Raw genomic sequence first — 16,011 nt, 5'->3', positions numbered from 1 at the left:
TTTTTTGTTTATAAGTTATTTTTCGGTATTGATTTCAAGTACATAGACGGGAGTGGGAGCAGAAGTCACCTGTTTCTCTCCGTCGCCCTGATGGGTTTCCTGCACGAAGACGTGGAGTTGTTGCCGCTGTTTCCACAGCTCTGTATCAAGGCTGGGTTCCCAGGCGTCCACCGAAAAATCTGTGAGATCCGTCACTTGCCATTCACCGTTGAGTATGTCGGGAGTATAGGCCATGGAAACTTTGCTGTTCCGCTCTGCATCGCGGAAGATGAAGTAGGCACGACCCTTGTCTACGGCAATGCGGGGACGGGAGATGGGAATCATCTTGGTGCCTCCTCCTTTCAGGGAAAAAGGCTGGGTGCGGCGCATGATGGGGCGGTTGTGCCAGGCTGCTCCATCGTGCCACACCAGGCGGTATTGGGGAACATCGCTGTCGGCATCGCGCCAGTAGGTGACGATGTACGGATGTCCCTCCGCATCGGCGCTCATGCTGGTCTGATTGATGAGTTCGCTGTTCTGGGGGATACGGCAGGCATATTCGGCATTGTCTTGGCGGATGGGCAGGTCATAGACTTCGCCGTCGGACTTGTGCCAAGTCTTTCCGCCGTCCGACGAGCAGGCGTAACACAGGTCGTGATTGGTCTCCACCAGCCACGACTCCCGCCATACCCATGAAACGTGGATGACGTCTTGGGCATCAACATACAGTTGCCAGTAGGCATTGCGTTCGCCTTCGCCATCGATGAGGACGTCCTGTATCCGTTGCCAGGTACGCTGTTTCAAGTTGTAGCGGTTCAGAACAAGGTTACCCCGGCCGGAAGCTCCCGAGCGGTAGGCAAAGAGCAGATCGCCGTTGGACAGCCGGTAGAATTCCGGGTAGGTGACGTCCGCTTCGTCATGACCGGTCATCGGTTCCTTTTTTCCTAAAGTAAGCGATTCGGGTGCCGTACTGCGGCAGTAGTTCAGCGGTTGTCCGTGATGGTCGAAGGCAACGTGCAGATAGCCTTCGCCGTCTACCATAAGGCTGATGACGTTGTGGGCATCGGCCACATTTCCTTTGTAGGACGAACGGAGAAGCTCCCAACGGTTGGAGTTCAGTGGGCGTTTTCCGATGACCAGATAGCCGTCGCCGTCATAATAGGCGGTGTATTGGTGATCGTTGAAAGTGGCTAAGGAACTGTGGCGGAAAATGGTCGTATTGACCGATGTGGAGCTGTAGCCTTTTCCTATTTCAATCAGTTTTTGGGCAAATGCAGGTATGGTTCCTATGAGGAATGCCAGGATCAAAATGGTGTATTTCATGAGACTTTGTGGATAATTGTTTGTGCAATATTCGCAAAATTATTCGATAACTACAACGGGGCAAGTGTGAATTTAGGGTGCAGGTGAGCAGATTGATAAATTTATGTATCTGTGTGCTTAAATTTTTACTCCTTGTTAGGACAGATTAGTTAATAAATTAACCGGAATTCTACCCATACAGGCAGGTGGTCACTGATGCCTCCCAAGTATCGAGGTCCAAGGTACGTACGGAAAGGTTGCTGTCCGCCGAACTTCCTGTCTTCGGTCAGGAGAAAGGCTAGACGAGCCACGTCGGCATGGGCTTCGGATGTGGATAGAGGGGCGTCTGTTTGCAGCAGGTTGCCCGATACGATGAGGTGGTCCAGCAGCCCCCATTCTCCCTGATACTTGTAGCTGCCGAACGTTTTTTGTGTCCGAGCTTTGCGGGCAAGCAGATGATACAGGCGTCGGGAGGAGATTGATTCTCCCGGCTGGGGTGCATTGGCCTGTAATATTTTTCGGACGGAACGGTTGTGGGGGTAGTCGTTGAAGTCGCCCATAATCAGCAGCTGTGGATAGCAGCGTCGGGCCATGAGGCTATCTGCGGTCCGTTTCAGTTGGCGGGCGGCCATCAGCCGGTAGGGCTCGCTTTCCTTGGCGCCGCCGGAGCGGGAAGGGAAGTGGGCGACCAATACGTCCAGCGTGTCGCCGTTCAGCAGCAGGCCGCTGGCATGCAGTATGTCGCGTGTGGGGCGGTCGGACGGGCGTGGTTTGCTCACGGTGATGCTGTGGCAGGAAAGCAGTTTGAACAATCCCCGCTGGTAGAGCAGGGCTACATCGATGCCCCGTTCATCTCTGGAGTGGGTCATAACGTATCGGTAACCGGCTTCGCGTATGACGGAGTAGCGGGTCAGGTCGCGTAGTACACTGTCATTTTCCACTTCACACAGGGCTACGAGTGCAGGAGGGGTCCATCCGCCAACGGCAATGAGGGTACGGCCAATGTCGTCCAGTTTCTTCCGGTATTTCGGATAGTTCCAGTGGCGGGTAGATTCGGGCAGAAACTCGTAGTCGTCTTTCAGGGAGTCGTGCCGTGTGTCGAACAGGTTTTCCACGTTGTAGCTGACGACACGGAAAGCCAGTGTGTCTTGCGCCTGTACAGAGGGAATGGACGGGGAGAAAGAAAAGAAAACGGAGATACAGAAGAACAGAAGGGTCTGATGACCTTTCCATTCATTTCTGTATCTCCGTTTGTGGGGTGTCATTCGTTGTCCCTTACCCGTTTATTTGACCGGAATATTTTTCAGAATATCCAGCAGGTGGTCCCAGAACTTCTGGACGGTGGGTATCAGCATGCGTTCGTCGGGCGAGTGCACGCCTTGCAGGGTGGGACCGAACGAAATCATGTCGAGTGACGGATATTTGTCGAGGAATAGACCGCATTCCAGTCCGGCATGGATGGCCTTGACTTTCGCTTCTGTGCCGAACAGATGTTTGTAGGAAGCGGTGGCCACTTCCAGAATTTCGGAGTGCGGATTGGGTTTCCAGCCCGGATAGCCGTCGCCGAAGGTGACGTGGGCACCGGCCATTTCGAAGACGGTGCGCACCATGTTGGCAATGTCCTGCTTGGACGAGGCGGTCGAGCTGCGTTGGCTGGTCTCGATGCGGATGATGTGGTCCGGTTTCATCTTGACGGAGGCCAGGTTAGTGGATGTCTCTACCAATCCGGGAATGTCCTGGCTCATGGCAAATACGCCGTGCGGGCAGGCATAGAGGGCCTGAAGCAGTCGGCGGGTCGTGTCGCGGTCGATGGCTTTGGGGCGGAAGTTCTCCGATTCCATAATCAGTTGCAGGTCGGGGTCAACGACGTTGTATTCAGCCTGTACCTCAGCTGTAAACACGTTCAGGTCACTGCGCAGGGCATGTTTGTCGGCTTCGGGGATGGCGATGACGGCATGTGCCTCGCGGGCAATGGCGTTGCGCAGGTTTCCTCCCTCAATTTCGCACAGATAGAGGTCGTACTTGGCAGCAGCCTGGCTGAGGAAGCGGTTCAGAATCTTGTTGGCATTGCCCAGTCCCAGGTGGATGTCGCCACCCGAGTGTCCGCCTTTCAGTCCTTTCACCTGAATCTTACAGCAGAAGTATCCGGCAGGGACGTCAGTTTCCTGATACTTGAACTCGGCTACGGAGTCCACGCCGCCGGCACAGCCGATGAAGAGTTCGCCTTCGTCTTCGGAGTCGAGGTTCAGCAGGATGTCGCCGTTCATGAATCCTTCTTTCAACGCAAAGGCTCCGGTCAGTCCCGTTTCTTCGTCGATGGTGAACAGGCATTCCAGCGGACCGTGCTCAATGGTGTCGTCGGCCAGAATAGCCAGTTCGGTGGCTACGCCGATGCCGTTATCGGCTCCCAGTGTTGTGCCTTTGGCTTTCAGCCATTCCCCGTCCACTTCCGTCTGAATGGGATCGTTCATGAAGTCGTGCTGCACGTCGTTGTTCTTTTCGCAGACCATGTCGACATGCGATTGCAGGACAACGGTCTTGCGGTTTTCCATACCCGGAGTGGCGGGCTTCTTGATCAGTACGTTGCCCACTTCGTCCGACAGGGTTTCCAGGTGGTGCTTTTTACCGAATTCCTTCAGGTAGGCCACGATCTTCTCTTCGTGTTTGGAAGGGCGCGGCACTTGGCAGATTTCCTCGAAATAGTGGAAAACGCCGGCAGGTTTCAAATCTTTCTTTTCCATATGATATCGTTTTTGTATGAAATGCTGCTGCAGGTCCTTGCGGACCTGTCTGTTTAACTGGCTTTAAGCATGGAATATGTAGTGCTAAATATGGTTAAATTGATAACCGATTGACCGTTCCTTTCTCTTTTTTTAGGGTAAAAACGGTGGCATAGTCCTTGCAAAGCCCTATATTTGCACCCACAAAATTAATGGAAATGCTTGAGACTATCTTGATAACTTTGTTAATAGTTGCTATTTGTGTGCTCTTATTGGGTGTAAAGGTCTTTTTTGTGAAAGGCGGCAAGTTCCCCAACGGGCATGTCAGCGGCAACAAGGCTCTCCGGAAAAAAGGCATCGGCTGCGTGCAGTCGCAGGACCGGGAAGCTCAAAAGAAGCCTCGCTTTTCTGTAGACGAACTGGAGAAAGCCTTGAATGAAAGTGTGAACTAATTAATTAAAAAATAATATTGTACTCAGAATTATGAAGAGATTAAATTACTTCCTGAATGGTCTGGCTGCTTTGGCCTTTGTCGCTTTGTTTTCCCAATGTGCCGGCAATACAAACAATCAATCGGCAAATGCTCCTGCCCAGGCTGGCCTGTCAGGCATGAAGATTGCTTATGTAGAGATAGATACGCTGTTGGCCAAATACAACTTCTGCATCGATTTGAACGAAGCTATGGTAAAGAAGAGCGAGAATGTGCGCCTGACTCTGAACCAGAAAGCTGCTGAACTGGACAAGCAGAAGCAGGAATTCCAGACCAAATATCAGAACAACGCTTATCTTTCGCAGGAAAGAGCCCAGCAGGAATACAACCGCATCGCCAAGTTGGAGCAGGATTTGCAGGCATTGAGCAACAAGCTGCAGTCCGAGCTGATGAGCGAAAACGAGAAGAACAGCTTGCAGCTGCGCGACTCCATCAATTCCTTCCTGAAGGAATACAACAAGACCAAGGGTTATAGCATGATCATCAGCAATACCGGTTTTGATAACCTGCTGTATGCCGACAGTGTCTACAACATTACGAAGGAAATTCTGGAAGGCTTGAATGCACGTTATTCTTCACCTGCCAAGAAATAAGAAAATAAGAAGATAGAATATTAATTTGAATTAGTCAAGACTTAATCTGACAGTTACGCATAAAAAGAGTAGATTTGTAACATAAAAGCAGATTAAGTTATGACCACATCAGAAAAAGTCATCAAGAACAAACTGGGATTGCTTGAGCTGTCCCAACAGTTGGGAAACGTGTCACGAGCCTGCAAGATCATGGGATACAGCCGTGACAGTTTTTATCGTTTCAAGGAACTGTACGAGCAGGGCGGAGAACTGGCCCTGCAGGAGATTTCCCGTAAAAAGCCGGTGATGAAGAACCGCGTGGAGGAGCGCATAGAGCAGGCTGTAGTGCAGATGGCCATAGACAACCCGGCTTTGGGACAAGTACGCGTATCCAACGAGCTGCGCAAGAAAGGCATACTCGTATCTCCCGGAGGAGTGCGCTCCATCTGGCTCAGGCATGACATGGAGACCTTCCAAAAACGCCTGAAGGCACTTTCGACCAAGGTGGAGCAGGAAGGCATCGTGCTTGACGAGAACCAGGTGGCCGCGCTGGAAAAAGCCAAGGCGGAGAAACAGGCACATGGAGAAATAGAGACTTATTATCCCGGCTTCCTGGTGGCGCAGGACACCTATTATGTAGGGTATATCAAAGGCGTGGGGCACATTTACCAGCAGACGGTCATCGACACCTATTCCAAAATCGGATTCGCCAAACTTTACGACAGGAAGAACGCGCTCGTGGCGGCGGACATGCTCAATGACAGGGTGGTTCCGTTCTTCGAGCAGCATGACCTGAAACTGATGAGGATGCTCACGGACAGGGGAACCGAATATTGCGGAAACAGGGAAACACATGAATACGAACTGTATCTGGCCATCGAGGACATCGACCATTCCAAGATCAAGGCCAAGAGCCCGCAGACAAACGGCATCTGTGAACGCTTCAACAGGACTGTCCAGAACGAATTCTACGCCATCGCTTTCAGAAAGAAGATATACACCTCGATAGAACAACTGCAAGCAGACCTTGACACTTGGATGAACTCTTATAACACGCAAAGGACGCACTCCGGGAAATACTGTTTCGGGAAAACACCCATGCAGACTTTCCTCGAAGGAATAGAGGTGGCAAGGAGATACCAATTGCAGGATGCAGGGAAAATACAACCTGATGAGCAGGTTATTAGCTCACCAGGTTGTGAGAGTGAGAATAGTTGCGTATCTTCGCAGATGGCATCGGACACTTTTTTTGTCCGATAGTATAGAAAATGTCAGAACAAGTCTTGACTATTACAATTAATTAGAGGCTGTCTCAAATAGACTTGAGATGGCCTCTGTTTGTTTCATCTCAGATTGAAGTCATTTTTCTCAAAAGAGGAGTTTACAAACTTACTTTTGAAGATATCATTCTTTCAAACTGTTTATTCGTTGTCATAAGCCTCCTACGAGGCTACTTTTGCAAGATTATGTGCCATGGCCAGCAGTCCGAACTCAATCTCAACCTTCTTAAGTCCACGAAGATGGAATCTCTTGAAGTGCTTGTTGTTCTTGAGGTTTCCAAATACAGCCTCCACATCCTGTGGTCGCTGACTGCGATATTTCAGACCTTCATCAGAGAGTAGCTTTTCACGTTCTCTTTTCTTGATTTTCCTCAGACGGTGATTTACCTGTACAATCCTTTCCGACTGGCTTCTGTGACACCGGCATCTTAACGGGCAGCCTTTACAGTTACGTGCTCTGTATCTTGATATGGTCTGCTCAAAACCGTTGTCTGTCGAACGCGTTATATCAGCAAGTCTTTCCATCCTTTGTCCCATCGGACAGTACATTCCGTCCGTTTCTTCATTATAGTAGAAGTTGGCAGACAGAAAAGGGTCATTTCTGAAGTTCTTTTTCTGTTCCTTATGAAAATAATTGTACTTTATGAAGGTTTTAATGCCATGTCTGGAAGCATACAGATAGTTCTCTTCACTCCCGTATCCGGCATCACAGACAGATATGTCAGGGTATCTGTCGTAAAGGGAATGAAAATCATCCATATGCAAAGAATAGGTGGAGGTATCTCCCGCACACTGATGGAGGGTATAGTCCAGAATGAACTGCCTGTTGGTACTGATTTGGGTATTATATCCGGGTTTGAGTTGTCCATTCCTCATATGGTCTTCTTTCATACGCATGAAGGTGGCGTCATTGTCCGTCTTTGAATAGCTGTTGCGTCCGTCAAGTATCTTTCCCTGTGATTCATATTTCCTGAGCTGTTCTGGCCATGACTTCCTTACACGTCTTACCTTCGCTTTCATTTTCTTGTCCGCATCCACTTCATTCAGGGCATCATCAATCTGCTTGAGTGCCTTTTCTACTTTCTCCGGAGTGATATCCTGACAGGTGACTGGAGCGGAATCACGCAGTTCCTGTTTGGTGACAGACTCGGCGTACTGCCATATCTCTTCAAGCTGTTCCGCGATTCTGGATATGCGGGTATGTATGGACTTGCCCCAGACGAACGTATAACGGTTGGCGTTCGCCTCCATCTTCGTCCCGTCGGTACAGGCTACATCCAGACTTACAAAACCTTCCGACACGAGAAACTTTACAATGGTGGCAAATATTGTCTTCAGTACATCCTTCAGCCGGCTGCTGCGAAAACGGTTGATGGTGTTATGATCAGGAGTCACATTGCCGGTAAGCCACATGAGGCGGATGTCATTGCGACAGAATTCTTCTATGCGACGGCTGGAATAGATATTACGCAAATAAGCATAGACAAGAATTTGAAGCATCATACGTGGGTGGTACGCAGAACAGCCTTTAGGGGAATACTTACGGTAAAGTTCTTCAAGGTTTATCTGTTCAATGATACGGTGAACAACACGGACTGGATCGTTCTGGGGGATAAAATCGCCTAAACATGGAGGTAAAAGCAGATTATCGTTGGATGTGTAACTTTTAAACATTATCTTTGGGATATCTTAACTTGGTTCCCTAAGATACAAAAAATTAGGGAAACGGGCAAGTTCTGGCTGAGAGAAGTTAGGGCTTGCCCATTTTTTTTGTAGACACAAAAAAGGCCATCTCAAAGTTTATTTGAGACAGCCCCTTGTTTTATCTCTGTCTGAAGGGTGGAGAATCATCAGTCCTCCTTTTCCTCTTCCTCCTTGTCTTTGGTGACCAGCAGTTTGTCCACCCGACCGCGGTCCATATCCACAATTTCGAAATGGAGGTTCTTGTAGCTGAAGAGGTCGCCGGCTTTCGGTACCCGTCCCACGAGAAACATGGCCAATCCGCTCAGGGTAGTAAAGTCCTCTTCCTTCAGGTCGTCGTAGTCCAATATGCCCATGGCTTCCATGAAGTCGTCCAGACTCATGGAGGCTTCTACCAGCATTGAACCGTCTTGGCGCATCACGATGTCCTGCTCTTCCGTTTCGTTCTCCTCCAGAATGTCGCCAAAGATGCTTTCGGTCAGGTCGTGCAGGGTGATGATGCCTTGCGTGTTGCCGTATTCGTCGACCACCACACCGAATTTGTTCTTGTTCTTCTTGAAGATTTCCAATACCTTTTTGGCATACAGGCTTTCGGGAATGAACTGGGCCGGACGGGCGATGCTGCGCAGGTCGAAGCGGTGCTCCGTGTTGCCCATCATCAGAATGATATCCTTGACCGACACTACGCCGATGATTTCGTCCAGGCTTTTATCTGCTAGAAGGTACTTGCTGAAGTGCTGCTCACGGATGGTGTTCAACACCTGTTCGGGGGTGTCTGTGGGGTGCAGCACCACGATGTCGCGGCGGTAGGTCATCAGGTCGTTGGCCCGCTTGTCCGAGAAGCGGAATACATCCTTCAGCATTTCGGTTTCTTCCTTGTCGATGACACCTTGTTCGGAACTCTGGTGGAGTATCATCTTCAGTTCGTCCTGCGTCATCTGCCGTTCTTCGTTGCTTTCCATGCCAAGAAGGCGGTTGGTCAGCCGGGTAGAAGCGCTGAGCAGGCGGACAAAGGGGTAGGATACTTTATTGAGGACAATCATGAACGGGCTGAGGCGCGTGGCCCACTTTTCGGGATTGCTCATGGCAATGGTCTTCGGAACCAGCTCGCCGATAATCAGCGACAGGTAGGTGATGAGGGCGACGGTGGTCACCATGGCCAAATTGGCGGCATAGGGCTCTGCCCCCGGTATCAAGGCAAACAGGGGCACCAGGTCGTCGGCAATGTTGGCACCTCCGTAGGCACCCGAAACGATGCCGATGAGCGTGATGCCTATCTGGATGGTGGAAAGAAATTCTTCGGGTTCTTCCAGTTGCTTCAGCACTCCTTTGGCCCGTTTGTTCCCCTTACCGACCAGGGTTTCCAGACGTGCCTTGCTGGAGGAAACGAGTGCGATTTCGTACATGGCAAAGATGCCGTTCAATACTAATAAAAGTAGAATGATGATAAATTCCATATAATAGTTGAAGTGTTTCTGCTGCAAACATAGTAAATTTGGAGCAAATAATCCGTCTTTTAGTATTAGAACATTAAGAAATGATGAAAAACAAGAGCATTTTGGCCGGTATCCTGTTGATTTTTGTGGCAATGGGAATGCGGGCGGCACAGGTAGATACTGTGATGGTTGAGAGCCGTGCCATGAACAAGGGTGTCAAAGTAGTTTATGTAGTGCCCGACAAGGCGTTGGGCGGACAGGCGCAGGCATGTCCTGTGATTTATCTGCTGCATGGATATGGCGGGGAAGCCAAGTCGTGGATTACGATTAAGCCTGAATTGCCTCGCATTGCCGACGAGAAGGGCATTATTTTTGTTTGTCCCGACGGAAAGAACAGTTGGTATTGGGACAGTCCGCTGAATCCGGCCTACCGCTACGAAACGTTTGTCTCTTCCGAGCTGATAGAGTATACCGACCGTCATTATCAGACGGTGGCCTCACGGCAGGGCCGGGCCATTACGGGCCTGAGCATGGGCGGTCACGGTGCCCTGTGGAATGCCTTCCGGCACAAGGACGTGTTTGGTGCAGCAGGCAGCACCAGCGGTGGCGTTGACATCCGGCCTTTCCCGCAGAACTGGGAGATGAGCAGGCAGTTGGGCGAATTTGCCGCCAACAAGAAACGCTGGGACGAGCATACGGTCATCAACCAGATAGACAAGATTCAGAACGGCGACCTGGCCATCATTTTCGATTGCGGTGAGAGCGATTTCTTTCTGGAAGTGAACAAGGACCTGCACAAGCGTCTGTTGGGCCGGGGCATCGACCACGACTTCATTACCCGTCCGGGTGTGCACAACCTCTCCTATTGGAACAATTCCATTGACTACCAGATTCTGTTCTTTGAGAAATTCTTCTCGAATCATAAATAAATAACGTGAGTTCGAAATAAGAATCAGAAGATAGCCAGTTGCCCGTCATTGATAAAGTTCACATCAATGGCGGGCTTCTTCTCAAAAAAACAGTATGCCGCGATAGCAGACAGCGTATTTGCAATGAAGTTATTGAATGAACGGTGTCTGGAATGCTCTATCTGCGCAATGTTCTTCAGTTCGTCATTGACCGTTTCAATCAAGGCTCTTTTTCTGAGCAGGATCTTGTCGGCGATGCTCATCAGTGAATTTTTCATATTGTTTTTGACCTTGGTGACAAGTTGTATGCCGTTAAGGAAAAGATTCTCGAACAGAGCCTGGCCAATATATCCTTTGTCGGCACATAATTTCCCCTTTATGTTTTCCAGGAACCGGCCTTGCTTCAGAGGCTCGCGGTCATCCACGTTTCCGGGAGTGAGCATGAAATTCAGGATTTCGCCCTTGTCATTGATTATCAGGTGCAATTTGAATCCGAAGAACCAACCCATGGAACTTCTCCCACGCTCGGCAAGCCCCTCAAATGTTTTGTGAATCAATATACGTTGGTTGCGACAGACACGCAGGACTGTAGAATCGACAAAACTGATGCCGGTACATGTCCCCAACAGGACTTTCTTGATGAAAATGGTCAGGGGGAGCAGTAATTCCTTCTCCAGTTCCACAAAACGGTTATAGGAAACCTGTCTCGGGAAAAGGTGCTTCAGATGTTTGCAGACATATTCCTTGTAATAATGCTTGAAGCAGCGGAAACCGCCCGAGTGAAACAGGATAAGAATCACCATAATCTCTGCATCGCTCATACGGTTAGGCTTGTTACGATGTCTAGCCTTCTTGTCTTCAATCATATATTTTTCTTGTTGCAACGCAAATTCCTTGCAAAAATCATCGGCCATACAATAAATTTCCGTAATTTTAGACTCTGAGAACATAGCGGTAATCGTTTAAATGTTATAATTGAGTACTATAAATTTAATACTTTTATCGCTATGTTTCTAATTTTCAATGAGATATTTATTTACTTATATCGAATTCACGTTAAATAAGAAGAGAAGCAGGAGCCCTGTCCTTCTTGAATTCGAGCCTGTAGCGATTCGAAGCTGTATCAGAATGAAAAAGTACTGATATCTTGTCATCCCGCACTTGATGCGGGATCCACATTCCGTAGTTGTTTGTACGGCAATGGGTATGTGTCTTTGCTTTTTTTCATTTTGATACAGCTCTATTTCCTTTCAACGGGATTCAATGTCGTCTAAAGCTACGTTTAAGGTCCTGTCATAATCAGTCATGTAATCCTTAGCATAGACGGGGACTGTTCTGTCAGGCACGATGCCTTGGGAATGGTGTTTTTCCCCATCCATGCAACGCATACGCATTCCGGTCATGGAGAATGGGAAAAGTGGCAGATTGAATAAAGTCATGTCGCCTGTAGTACCGGCTGTTGTTTGTCCGATAATCTTGCCCAATCCGTATTGACGGATCATCATGAGGATGGTCTCGCCCCAGCTGACAGTTCGGGCATCGCACAAGAAGGTTGCAGGCAAGTCAACGTGAGGTGATTTTGCCTTCAAGGTTTCTGCATTGATATGCCACGATACATTTTGCTGGAATGGAAAACTATTGATTGGAATTTCGGTGGCCGGTGCTTTCACATCGGAGGCAATCAAGTGTGCCAGTATGTCTTCGAACCGGTATGTCGGGAGTCCCCGTAAATCGAAACAAAGCCCCTTGACGTCAGGAGTCAGTGCGGATAGAAATCGTTTCTCGTTCAGCTCGGGTGAAGTGGCGTCAATATGGAGGATGCCGTTTGCATCTTTCCGGATGGATTGGGGCTTACGGCTGGAAACTGGTAGGTCAGGACGTTGGGCATAGAGTTATCCAAACCCCAGCATTATCCTAAAAATATAGTTTTTTATTCTGTAAATCATTCTGTTATAGGATGAATAGGTTTGGATAATACATTCCTATATCTTTGCTAATGGCACTAAAGCCAATAGGAAGAATATGAATATAGCACAGTTAAAATTAAGCCAGAAGAAGTTACTGGACAACCTCGTTTCCCGTGGTTATGACATTCAGTACATCAAAGGAGTAAAATTTGTTTTAAGACTTCTTTTTGAACATGAAGGATGTTTTCATTCGTATGAACAGTTTGCAGAAAAGTTTATCCGTACAAGGGGATATACAAAAGCGACATTGGATCTTAGGATGATGCATTTACGTACTATCCAAGCATATGATGAATTTGGGCACTACCCGGACAAGAAGTCCTTTGTTCCGTTATGCTATCCTTCCAGGTATAATATGCTTAACCCCAGTTTTCGGAAAGTTATAGACATTTATCGGAAGCGTGTCGCAGAACATAAAAAGAAGTCCACAGTAAAAATGGAAACCGATGCCGTTACAATGTTCCTTTTTGAGATGCAAAAGTTCCACGTCTCTTCATTGGATGAAATCAAAGAAGAACATGTTTTGTCCTTTTTCCTTAAAGAAGAACAGCAAAAGCGTTCAAGGACATATTGCGGTCACATAGCGTCAGCCCTTAAAGAGTTGGGGGATTTATACGACATGAAAAAAGTATTAGGTTATTTCCCTGATTTGAAATATGAAAGGAAAAACTTCAACTATCTTAAGGATGATGAAATCAATGTGATAAAAAATGCTTTGTCAGATTCTAACAATATTTTGACTTTCAGGGAAAAAGCTATAGTTTCATTGGCTTTATATACTGGCATAAGAGGATGTGACATTGCCAACTTGAAATTGACAGACATAGATTGGAAGAAGGAACGAGTCAGCTTCGTCCAGGAAAAGACCGGTAATCCGATAGTGTTGCCCCTTCTTCCCCATGTTGGAAACTCATTGTTTGATTACATACGGAATGAACGGGACAATGAGGCCGGATCCGTGTATCTGTTTCCCAACAAGAAGAATACGACAGAAAGGTTGGAGAACAAAAGTATCGGCACCATTGTCAATACAGTCTTTGAGAAACTAAACCTTAGAAAAGGTGAATCCGGGCGTGGAGTCAGCGTATTTCGGCACAACCTCGCCTCTAAATTACTTGGTAAAGGTACCGAGATTAGGGTCATCAGCCATATTTTAGGACATATCTGTTCTTCATCTATAGTCCCATATATAGATGCTGACATCCCTCATCTGAGAGAATGCGGAATCAATATTGAATGTTATCCAATAAGAAAGGAGTTGTTCGAATGAAAACAGATTCACATCTACCCCAATTTGCAGATTTGATGTCTGAATATGTCAATTTCATCTCCGGTATCGGAAAATGTGACTATATAACCCGCATATACCTGAACTCTTTCGCCAAGTACTGTATGAATCATGGCGGAGTGCTGTCGGATGATATTATCTCCGGATGGGCATCAAGGACAGATAAGGAAAGCTATTATACAAACCGTAACAGATGCATTATTTTGAGGCGCTTCATCCGTTATATCCGGTCGAAATATGGGGCACCGTTCAAATTGCCATCATATCCTCCGGATATAAAATACACACCTAAGCCAAAGCGTATTCCTGTTTCAGAACAGCCATACTCTTATTCCGCAATATCCCATATAGTCAAGAAATATGAACTTTACAAAAGAGCTTCTGGGAAATTCAGTAGGCGGACAATGGACAAGATTCGCCGTTTCAATGACTTCTGCGCTCAAAATTATCCGTCAGCCGAAGTTCTTACAGAAGAAATTGTCCTTGATTATTGCAAGAAGAAAAAAACGGAATCCGCAAAGTCATGCAATAACAGAATTGTAGGTGTCAGAGGATTTCTGAAATATGCGAATAGCCGTGGTTTTGTAAATATTCCTCTTCCATCCACCATTCCAAGAGTCAATGTCACATCATTCGAACCACATCCGTTTACTCCAGAAGAGCTTGCAAGATTCTTTAATGAAGCGGACAATCTCGAACCTCCAATAAATTGCCGTGACATGAGGGCTGCGCTTATGAAAGTGGAAGTTCCGGTCTTTTTCCGACTTTTGTACAGTACAGGGATGCGTACAACAGAAGCCCGTCTGCTCAGAGTAGAAGACGTAGACTTGCAATCCGGTGTTATAAATATAAGATACACAAAGAGCATAGATGAACATCGGGTTGCCTTGCACGAATCCATGTGGTCGCTATTGCAGATGTATAATGTCAAAATGGAAAATCTCATGCCCGGAAGAAAGACATTCTTTCCTAACGGGTATGACAAACCATATTCCGGAGAATGGGTAACGGCAAGTTTTAAGAAAGTATGGAAGAAAGTCAGTACGGCACACGCAAGAGCATATGATTTTCGCAGTCACTATGTGGTCGTGAACATAAACGGTTGGGATCACTGCGGCATTGAATGGATGGACAAACTCTTATATCTCAGCCGTTCCATGGGACACCGTTACATTCAAAACACATTATATTATTACAGGCTTGTACCGCTGTTTGCACACCAGTTGGAAAATCTGACAGGATGTGGGTATGAAGAACTTTTGCCTGATTTAAACGACTATTTTGAATATGAAGACTAAAGCAGAACATTCAATTATCGCCGATGCCATCCATGAGTGGCATACGGTCTATCTTCCGTGTATAAGGAATCTGAGCCATAACGCTTTAAAATCATACGGAGAGGGAATGGGAATCTATATAGACTTCCTTGAATCCTCAAAAGGAGTCACATCAAATACCCTTTGTGGGGAATGCTTCCGTAAGGACTGGATTGAAGAATGGATTGCGTGGCTGAAAGAAGTAAGAAAATGCAGCCCGCAAACATGCAATCATCGCCTCTCCATATTGAAAAATTTCCTCCGTTTCCTTGCGCACAAGAAAATCCAATTCATAAAATATGATTGTGATGCCGCTGAAATAAAAAGAATGCAGCAACCTAAAAAACAAGTGGAAGTAATCACAAAAGATACAATCAAACGGATTTTTGCAAGCATCAATACACGTACATTGATAGGTAAGAGGGATTTTGCCTTGTTCAATCTTTTATATAGTACCGGAACAAGAATAGATGAAATATTATCATTGAGGCTGTCGGCACTGCACCTGGATGAAACGAAAGGTTACATTCTTGTTTTGGGTAAAGGGAATAAACAACGTACCATTTATTTGTTGAACAGCATGGTAAGAATACTGAGACATTATGTGAAGTTGTTCCATCCGGCAAATCCGTTACCTTCTGATTTTGTATTTTTCCCCATATATGGCCATGCAAACAAAAAAATCACTTCAGAAGCGATTAGCAAGCGGTTGAAAATGTATGTTAGGATTGCGTCTCAGGGGCTACTTGAAATTCCTGTAGATTTTCATTGCCATAGTTTTCGGCATGCACGGGCTACCCATTGGTTGGAAGACGGTGTAAACTTGGCGCAGATACAAAAACTATTGGGGCATGAGAGCATTGAAACGACAATGAAATACGTAGGAGTTTCATCAGAACAAATGATACAAGCTTTATGCTCTATGGAAGACAATCTGACTTTAGGCGTTGAAAAGAAATATAAGAAAATCAGAAATAAAGATTCATTAGCAACAGTTCTTGGATTGAGATAATACTTAGTAATAAATGAGTGACTGTTCTTGAATAATGGAA

Annotated in this window: 14 protein-coding genes; 7 read left to right on the top strand and 7 right to left on the bottom strand. The window is 46.9% G+C overall.

Annotated elements, in window-relative coordinates; all coding sequences use genetic code 11:
- Nucleotides 1-15: 15 nt before the first annotated feature.
- The 3 genes from BQ7483_RS07640 to BQ7483_RS07630 form a co-directional block, all read right to left on the bottom strand.
- Nucleotides 16-1,302 (bottom strand): alpha-l-rhamnosidase, encoded by a 1,287-nt coding sequence (locus BQ7483_RS07640; RefSeq protein WP_072545414.1) that lies wholly within the window; start codon nt 1,300-1,302, stop codon nt 16-18.
- A 149-nt stretch (nt 1,303-1,451) separates the two neighbouring features.
- Nucleotides 1,452-2,546: an endonuclease/exonuclease/phosphatase family protein gene (locus BQ7483_RS07635; protein WP_139247562.1), complete on the bottom strand. Its 1,095-nt coding sequence runs from the start codon at nt 2,544-2,546 to the stop codon at nt 1,452-1,454.
- Nucleotides 2,547-2,564: 18 nt separating this feature from the next.
- The gene (locus BQ7483_RS07630) at nt 2,565-4,022 is read right to left on the bottom strand and encodes an aminoacyl-histidine dipeptidase (protein WP_072545413.1); all 1,458 of its coding nucleotides are present in this window, start codon (nt 4,020-4,022) and stop codon (nt 2,565-2,567) included.
- A 197-nt stretch (nt 4,023-4,219) separates the two neighbouring features.
- Here BQ7483_RS07630 and BQ7483_RS07625 point away from each other — a divergent pair, with 197 nt between their 5' ends.
- From BQ7483_RS07625 to BQ7483_RS07615, 3 genes are all read left to right on the top strand, one after another.
- A complete protein-coding gene (locus BQ7483_RS07625) occupies nt 4,220-4,453 on the top strand; it encodes a hypothetical protein (protein ID WP_072545482.1) in 234 nt (77 codons plus the stop codon).
- Between the two features lie 31 nt (nt 4,454-4,484).
- Complete coding sequence (locus tag BQ7483_RS07620; RefSeq protein ID WP_072545412.1) at nt 4,485-5,084, top strand: OmpH/Skp family outer membrane protein; 600 nt, start codon at nt 4,485-4,487, stop codon at nt 5,082-5,084.
- A gap of 99 nt (nt 5,085-5,183) precedes the next feature.
- Complete coding sequence (locus BQ7483_RS07615; protein WP_072545411.1) at nt 5,184-6,323, top strand: IS481 family transposase; 1,140 nt, start codon at nt 5,184-5,186, stop codon at nt 6,321-6,323.
- A gap of 182 nt (nt 6,324-6,505) precedes the next feature.
- On the opposite strand, the gene BQ7483_RS07610 is transcribed toward BQ7483_RS07615, so the two are convergent.
- Together BQ7483_RS07610 and BQ7483_RS07605 are read right to left on the bottom strand one after the other, a co-directional pair.
- On the bottom strand, nt 6,506-8,017 hold the full coding sequence (locus BQ7483_RS07610) for an IS1182 family transposase (RefSeq protein WP_072545410.1): 1,512 nt from the start codon (nt 8,015-8,017) through the stop codon (nt 6,506-6,508).
- Between the two features lie 176 nt (nt 8,018-8,193).
- On the bottom strand, nt 8,194-9,501 hold the full coding sequence (locus BQ7483_RS07605) for a hemolysin family protein (RefSeq protein ID WP_022019513.1): 1,308 nt from the start codon (nt 9,499-9,501) through the stop codon (nt 8,194-8,196).
- A gap of 83 nt (nt 9,502-9,584) precedes the next feature.
- On the opposite strand from BQ7483_RS07605, the gene BQ7483_RS07600 reads away from it, so the two are divergent.
- Nucleotides 9,585-10,409 carry an alpha/beta hydrolase gene (locus BQ7483_RS07600; RefSeq protein WP_072545481.1) on the top strand — a complete coding sequence of 275 codons (825 nt, stop codon included), beginning with the start codon at nt 9,585-9,587 and terminating at the stop codon, nt 10,407-10,409.
- Nucleotides 10,410-10,432: 23 nt separating this feature from the next.
- Here BQ7483_RS07600 and BQ7483_RS07595 read toward each other — a convergent pair whose 3' ends face one another.
- On the bottom strand, nt 10,433-11,338 hold the full coding sequence (locus tag BQ7483_RS07595; protein ID WP_072544396.1) for an IS982 family transposase: 906 nt from the start codon (nt 11,336-11,338) through the stop codon (nt 10,433-10,435).
- Nucleotides 11,339-11,638: 300 nt separating this feature from the next.
- Nucleotides 11,639-12,073: a S41 family peptidase gene (locus tag BQ7483_RS07590; protein WP_072545409.1), complete on the bottom strand. Its 435-nt coding sequence runs from the start codon at nt 12,071-12,073 to the stop codon at nt 11,639-11,641.
- A gap of 337 nt (nt 12,074-12,410) precedes the next feature.
- Between BQ7483_RS07590 and BQ7483_RS07585 the strand changes: the two genes are divergently transcribed.
- The 3 genes from BQ7483_RS07585 to BQ7483_RS07575 are packed head-to-tail and all read left to right on the top strand — an operon-like array spanning nt 12,411 to nt 15,971.
- The gene (locus BQ7483_RS07585; protein ID WP_072545408.1) at nt 12,411-13,625 is read left to right on the top strand and encodes a tyrosine-type recombinase/integrase; all 1,215 of its coding nucleotides are present in this window, start codon (nt 12,411-12,413) and stop codon (nt 13,623-13,625) included.
- Nucleotides 13,622-14,941: a tyrosine-type recombinase/integrase gene (locus BQ7483_RS07580; protein ID WP_083535678.1), complete on the top strand. Its 1,320-nt coding sequence runs from the start codon at nt 13,622-13,624 to the stop codon at nt 14,939-14,941. Before BQ7483_RS07585 ends, BQ7483_RS07580 begins: the two co-directional genes overlap by 4 nt.
- Nucleotides 14,931-15,971 (top strand): tyrosine-type recombinase/integrase, encoded by a 1,041-nt coding sequence (locus BQ7483_RS07575; RefSeq protein ID WP_005642461.1) that lies wholly within the window; start codon nt 14,931-14,933, stop codon nt 15,969-15,971. Before BQ7483_RS07580 ends, BQ7483_RS07575 begins: the two co-directional genes overlap by 11 nt.
- Nucleotides 15,972-16,011: the final 40 nt, after the last annotated feature.

Source organism: Mediterranea massiliensis (assembly GCF_900128475.1).
GTDB lineage: Bacteria > Bacteroidota > Bacteroidia > Bacteroidales > Bacteroidaceae > Bacteroides > Bacteroides massiliensis_E.
The sequence above is the reverse complement of the archived record's forward strand: the minus strand, read 5'-3'. Positions and strand labels throughout refer to the sequence as shown.

Excerpts from the sequence above, each read along its gene's own strand:
- BQ7483_RS07610 (WP_072545410.1), bottom strand. The coding sequence starts at position 8,017 with ATGTTTAAAAGTTACACATCCAACGATAATCTGCTTTTACCTCCATGT.
- BQ7483_RS07585 (WP_072545408.1), top strand. The coding sequence starts at position 12,411 with ATGAATATAGCACAGTTAAAATTAAGCCAGAAGAAGTTACTGGACAAC.
- BQ7483_RS07600 (WP_072545481.1), top strand. The coding sequence starts at position 9,585 with ATGAAAAACAAGAGCATTTTGGCCGGTATCCTGTTGATTTTTGTGGCA.
- BQ7483_RS07630 (WP_072545413.1), bottom strand. The coding sequence starts at position 4,022 with ATGGAAAAGAAAGATTTGAAACCTGCCGGCGTTTTCCACTATTTCGAG.
- BQ7483_RS07635 (WP_139247562.1), bottom strand. The coding sequence starts at position 2,546 with ATGACACCCCACAAACGGAGATACAGAAATGAATGGAAAGGTCATCAG.
- BQ7483_RS07615 (WP_072545411.1), top strand. The coding sequence starts at position 5,184 with ATGACCACATCAGAAAAAGTCATCAAGAACAAACTGGGATTGCTTGAG.
- BQ7483_RS07605 (WP_022019513.1), bottom strand. The coding sequence starts at position 9,501 with ATGGAATTTATCATCATTCTACTTTTATTAGTATTGAACGGCATCTTT.
- BQ7483_RS07620 (WP_072545412.1), top strand. The coding sequence starts at position 4,485 with ATGAAGAGATTAAATTACTTCCTGAATGGTCTGGCTGCTTTGGCCTTT.
- BQ7483_RS07575 (WP_005642461.1), top strand. The coding sequence starts at position 14,931 with ATGAAGACTAAAGCAGAACATTCAATTATCGCCGATGCCATCCATGAG.
- BQ7483_RS07595 (WP_072544396.1), bottom strand. The coding sequence starts at position 11,338 with ATGTTCTCAGAGTCTAAAATTACGGAAATTTATTGTATGGCCGATGAT.
- BQ7483_RS07640 (WP_072545414.1), bottom strand. The coding sequence starts at position 1,302 with ATGAAATACACCATTTTGATCCTGGCATTCCTCATAGGAACCATACCT.
- BQ7483_RS07580 (WP_083535678.1), top strand. The coding sequence starts at position 13,622 with ATGAAAACAGATTCACATCTACCCCAATTTGCAGATTTGATGTCTGAA.
- BQ7483_RS07625 (WP_072545482.1), top strand. The coding sequence starts at position 4,220 with ATGCTTGAGACTATCTTGATAACTTTGTTAATAGTTGCTATTTGTGTG.